Below are 5131 nucleotides of genomic sequence, written 5' to 3'. Positions count from 1 at the left end.
GGTGAACAATAAGTAATCTTGAAATTTTTGTTTTTGGTAATAAAATCTAACTCAACCATTCCGCCAAGTCCCCCTCAAGGGGGATTTAGGGGGTAAATGGCAGAAGATACCTCATGACCTATTCAGAAAATCTCTTTTACGGAGCTAGTCCAGAAATCCATCGAAGGGCAAAAGAATTAAGGAAACAAATGACTCCTGCGGAAAAAATCCTTTGGGAATTGCTAAAGGAGAAATCACTGGGAGGATATAAATTCCGAAGACAACACCCAATAAATAAATTCATCGCCGATTTTTATTGTCATGAGCTTGGATTGGTAATTGAATTGGATGGATCAGTTCATGATTCATTGGATCAAACGGAATATGATTCAGGAAGAACCTATGAATTGGAAGAATTGGGTTTGAAGGTGATTAGATTCAAAAATGATCAAGTAATAAATGAATTGTTCAAAGTGTTGGAGGAAATCAGGCTATTATTACCCCACCCCGGCCCTCCCCTTTAGGGGAGGGAGTGCAGTCCCAATTGGTATATCTGCTAATTTTTGAAAATAAGTAACTCGAAATATTTGATTTTGGAGAAAAAATTATCCTACCATCTCCCTCCAAGTCCCCCTAAAGGGGGATTTAGGGGGCTAAAGTCCCCCTAAAGGATTAAGTTTTACCCCACCCCGGCCCTCCCCTTAAGGGGAGGGTGTTTAGTCCCAACGAATTATTCTGCTAAGTTTTAAAACCAAAACTACAATTTGACCTCTCCCTCAAAGTCCCCCTCAAGGGGGATTTAGGGGGTAGTAAAGGCCATGATGAGCAGCATTTCCAGTATTTGGAAAAAAATACAAAAAGAACATCTCCCTCCAAGTTCCCCTAAAGGGGGATTTAGGGGATTAAGAAGCATAGTGATCCAATTTCAGTTCAGTCTTTGTTACCAAAATTTAAAACGAACCTCTCCCTCAAAGTCCCCCTCAAGGGGGATTTAGGGGGTAGGGGGTAAATCAATAAATTTGATCCGCATAGGAATTCTTCTGGATAGCTTAACCTTACAGGCTTGGCAAACTGAGACGATCAGGCAAATTATGCACACGCAGTTTGCTGAAATAGGGCTTTTGATTGTCAATCAGCGCCCCAAACCTTCCGGAAATCCTTCCCCATTTTTATATAAAACCTACCGGAAAATTGACCGGATTCTGTTTAAAACGGAATTGGAGGATGCATTTACCAATGAGTCCATTTTTTCTGTCCTGGATAAATCCACCAAACAGCTTCAGGTCATACCTGTTCAGAAGAAATTCAGCGACTACATTCAAGCCGAAGACATCGCTCAAATCAAGTCCCAAAATCTGGATATCCTGCTGCGTTTTGGATTCCGGATTCTAAAAGGAGAGATTCTAAATTCAGCCAAGTATGGAATCTGGTCCTTCCACCACGGGGATCCCGAATACTATCGCGGTGGCCCTCCCGCCTTTTGGGAAGTCATGAATGCCCAAAATCTCACCGGATCGGTACTGATGCAGCTTTCCGAATCCCTCGACCAAGGTAAAATCCTCTATCAATCCTGGTCCCAAACCGATCCACTGTCAGTCCAACGGAATGCAAACCGTACCTTTTGGACTTCTGCTTTCTTTGTATCCCGTGTCTTGAATCAGATAAGACATGGAAGAGAGCAAAATTGGCTGAATCAACTTGAAAAGCAGAATACCCCAATCAAATCTCAATTACTTGCCCCCCCAAATACACTAAAAATGGCGCAGCTTTGGGCTAAACTTTTGATTCGGAATCTAAAGCGGAAAATTCAAGAATCGATCAAAAAGCCACATTGGGAAGTGGGACTAGTCAAGAGAGAGGAGTGGGATATTTCTCAGCCCCTGAATTGGGATAATATCAATATTTTGGAAAACCCAAATTCATCCAAAACCTTTTGGGCTGATCCATTTCCAATAAAAACCGCTGATCGAACTTTTGCTTTTTTGGAAGAATGGGATAAGAAAAAAAAGAAGGGGCGGATATCACTCTGGGAAAAAGGCAAGGAGCCCAAAGCAATTTTGGAAGAACCCTGGCACCTTTCTTATCCATTCCTTTGGAAGGAAAAGGAGCAGTTTTACTTGATTCCTGAATCGGCCGCGGCGGGTAAATTGTATCGGTATGAGGCCTTAGACTTTCCGGACTCCTGGAAACCCGGGGAAGAATTTTTTCCGGGGGAAGCCTTTGATCCCACAATCTGGAAAACAGATGAAGGTTATTGGCTTTTTGTCAATCAAAAGGCACACCCTGCCTGTTCTCCTTTCGATGAATTATACCTGTATTTTTCCGAGTCTTGGGAAAAACCGGAATGGAAATCCCATCCACAGAATCCCATCGTTTCCGATGTCAGGAAGTCAAGGCCGACAGGAAGTCTTTTTGTCCATGATGGAAAACTTTACCGCCCTACCCAGGATTCTGAACTCCGATACGGACACCGAATCCGAATTCAGGAGGTGATTCAATTGGATAGAAACACCTATCGAGAACAGGAAGCAAATATTCTCAACCCGCCGCTGAAAAATGGAATTTTGGGTATGCATACCATCAATTTTACAGAAGATATCGTGTACTTGGATTTTTATTCCAGAAGATGAGGGTACTTTTTTTAATTCATGGAATCCAAGCTCGGGGGCAAGAAATCTTCGCCTGTCAGTTGGCTGATCATTTGGAAAAGCTTGGACATACCCTGAAAGTTATTTCCCTATATCCGGGAGAATTTCAACTTCCTTTTCCTGTGGAGCATTTTGGATTGACTTCCGCAAAAAGTGTTTGGAGTCCCGGATTTTGGAAGAAGTTTCAACAATTGGTTATTGAATTTCAACCTGATATTATTCAGGCAAATGGGGGAGACACCCTAAAATTCGCAGCTTTGGCACGGATTGTTTATCCTTATCGGGGTAAACTGATTTTCAACAATGGGGGTGTGGTAGGACACTATTTTTCCAATTCTGTGCAAAGAGCATTTTACAAATTGCTCCTCAAGAAAATCGATGCGGCCATTTCCATTTCTGATCATGCTGCCCAAGATTTAGCCAGACTTTTGAGCACCAACCTTCCTCAAACCAAAATTCCGGTTGGGATTCCCATGAAAAGGGAATTAAAGACGGCTGAAACAGTCCCTTATCCTGTCATCGTCCATATCGGAGGATTTACGCCTGAAAAGAATCATGAATTCTTGATTGGAGCATTCTATGAATATCATAAAATACATCCTGAAGCTCAGCTATGGCTGATTGGTGATGGACCATTGCGGAGAGAAATGGAAGTAACAGCTAAAAAGAATCTTCTGAATTCCATCCGGTTTTTTGGCTCAATTCCGGATCCATGGTCGAGCATCCCTTCAAATTCGATTTTGTTGCTTCCCAGTAAAATCGAAGGGATGCCTGCTGTAATTGCAGAAGCTTTTATCAATAAAATTCCAGTGGTGGCCACTAGGGTAGGGGGAATCGAAGAAATGGGAAATAGAATCGCCTCATGTGTATTGATTGAGCCAGGAAGTCAGGCACAGCTCTTAGCGGGAATGGATTATTTCAGAACCCTTCCACCTTTGGATATGGAGGTGATGTTGATGGATTCTAAGGTAAAAGCATTGAAAAGATTTTCGATGGATAAAGTTGCCTCCTCATTTTTGGAGTTTTACAAGAAAAAATAACCAGCCAAAATCTTGCAAATACAAAAAGGAAATACGTTTGAATTTCAGCAATTGGCGATTCCCTCCGCCGCGGCGGAGGGCAAGGGGGATTTCTTCAACTAAAAAAATATGAAAATCGTCCAATTGATTACGCGCCCACAGCGAAGGGGAGCGGAGATTTTTGCCGTTCAACTGTCGGAAAGGCTGAAGCAGTTGGGTCATGAGGTTATTGTTGTTGCCCTTTATGAGGGGCCGGGGCACTTAAATTATTCAGGCGACTTTATTCAGTTAAACCTTCCCTATAGAAGCAAATTGGATTTTAAGGGATTTCAGATTCTTGCCAACACTTTAAAAGAGCGCAATCCGGATATCGTCCAAGCCAACGCTTCACACACCCTGAGAATAGGCGTCATGGCAAGAAGAATTTACGGTGGGGAGTACTTGTTTGTCTATCGGAATGCCAATCAGTTAAGCCACTTTATCAAAGGGAAATTACAAAAGCTTTGGAATCAATGGCTACTGCGTCAAGTAGATGCGATAGCTTCTGTGAGTCATGCATCCAAGCAGGATTTACAGTCCAATTTTCCATTTTCAAAACCCATAGAGGTGATTCCAATTGGAATTGATTCCAGGGAAATTAAAAATAAAACCAGAGCAGAAATTTACAGCCAAGATCAACCTTATATCATCCAAATCGGGGGATTGGTTGGGGAAAAAGATCCTTTGGGAATGTTGGAGATTTTTTCAAGACTTTCGGATCAAAACATCAGACTCGTTTTCTTAGGATCAGGTCCACAGGAGGAGAGCCTGATGACAAAAATCAAGGAATTGGATTTGGAGTCACGGGTAAGAATCATTTCAAATCAAGCCAATATTTTTCCGATTTTAAGCCAGGCCTCAGCGTTAGTCATGCCATCAAAAATCGAAGGCTTGCCTGCCGTAATTTTGGAGGCCATGTATTTACGAGTCCCCATAGTGGCCTATGGAGTTGGCGGTATTCCGGAAGTTCTGAAAAATGGGGAAACTGGTTGGTGCGTACCTCCAAATGATCAAAATGGGTTTATATCTGCACTAGAAGAGGTATTATCGATGGATACCGACTCCAAAGAAGCTATCGTATCCAATGCCCATGATTTAGTCATCTCTGATTATACCATCGAAAAAGTCACCCTTCAATTTGAAGATTTTTATTCCCGATTAATCGGGAAGTAAACCCCTTCCTGCTTTACCACTTTACAACTCCTCCCAACCTTACAACCTTACAACTTTACAACTTTACCACCTACCAACTCCCCCTTGGACTCCAATTTTTATTGGAACGTTTCAGGCTTATCAAAGGGGGTAGGGGGGATTTTTTCTCCGACTTTTCATCAATTCCTCCTCGGCATCTACATCCCTATCCTCACAATATCTATGCGCCGAGGCCAATGGCCTTTTTTTCTTTTTTTACCTAGGGTTCCGCTGCGCTCTACCCTAGGCTACCAA

The 5131-nt window shown here is 42.4% G+C and carries 4 protein-coding genes; all 4 read left to right on the top strand.

The features are described 5' to 3' along the window. Positions 1-113 precede the first annotated feature (113 nt). The 4 genes from BLQ81_RS20880 to BLQ81_RS20865 all read left to right on the top strand — a co-directional run bounded on the left by BLQ81_RS20880 (position 114) and on the right by BLQ81_RS20865 (position 4858). On the top strand, positions 114-503 hold the full coding sequence (locus BLQ81_RS20880) for an endonuclease domain-containing protein (protein ID WP_092734765.1): 390 nt from the start codon (positions 114-116) through the stop codon (positions 501-503). A 495-nt stretch (positions 504-998) separates the two neighbouring features. Then, positions 999-2609, top strand: coding sequence for a glucosamine inositolphosphorylceramide transferase family protein (locus tag BLQ81_RS20875; RefSeq protein WP_139183696.1), 1611 nt, complete (start codon positions 999-1001; stop codon positions 2607-2609). Next, entirely contained in the window at positions 2606-3667 is a 1062-nt protein-coding gene (locus BLQ81_RS20870; protein ID WP_092734759.1) for a glycosyltransferase, read from the top strand. The genes BLQ81_RS20875 and BLQ81_RS20870 overlap by 4 nt, the downstream gene beginning before the upstream one ends. A gap of 108 nt (positions 3668-3775) precedes the next feature. After that, positions 3776-4858: a glycosyltransferase gene (locus tag BLQ81_RS20865; protein WP_092734756.1), complete on the top strand. Its 1083-nt coding sequence runs from the start codon at positions 3776-3778 to the stop codon at positions 4856-4858. Positions 4859-5131 lie beyond the last annotated feature (273 nt).

The organism is Algoriphagus alkaliphilus (genome assembly GCF_900103735.1).
Lineage (GTDB): Bacteria > Bacteroidota > Bacteroidia > Cytophagales > Cyclobacteriaceae > Algoriphagus > Algoriphagus alkaliphilus.
The sequence above is the reverse complement of the archived record's forward strand: the minus strand, read 5'-3'. Positions and strand labels throughout refer to the sequence as shown.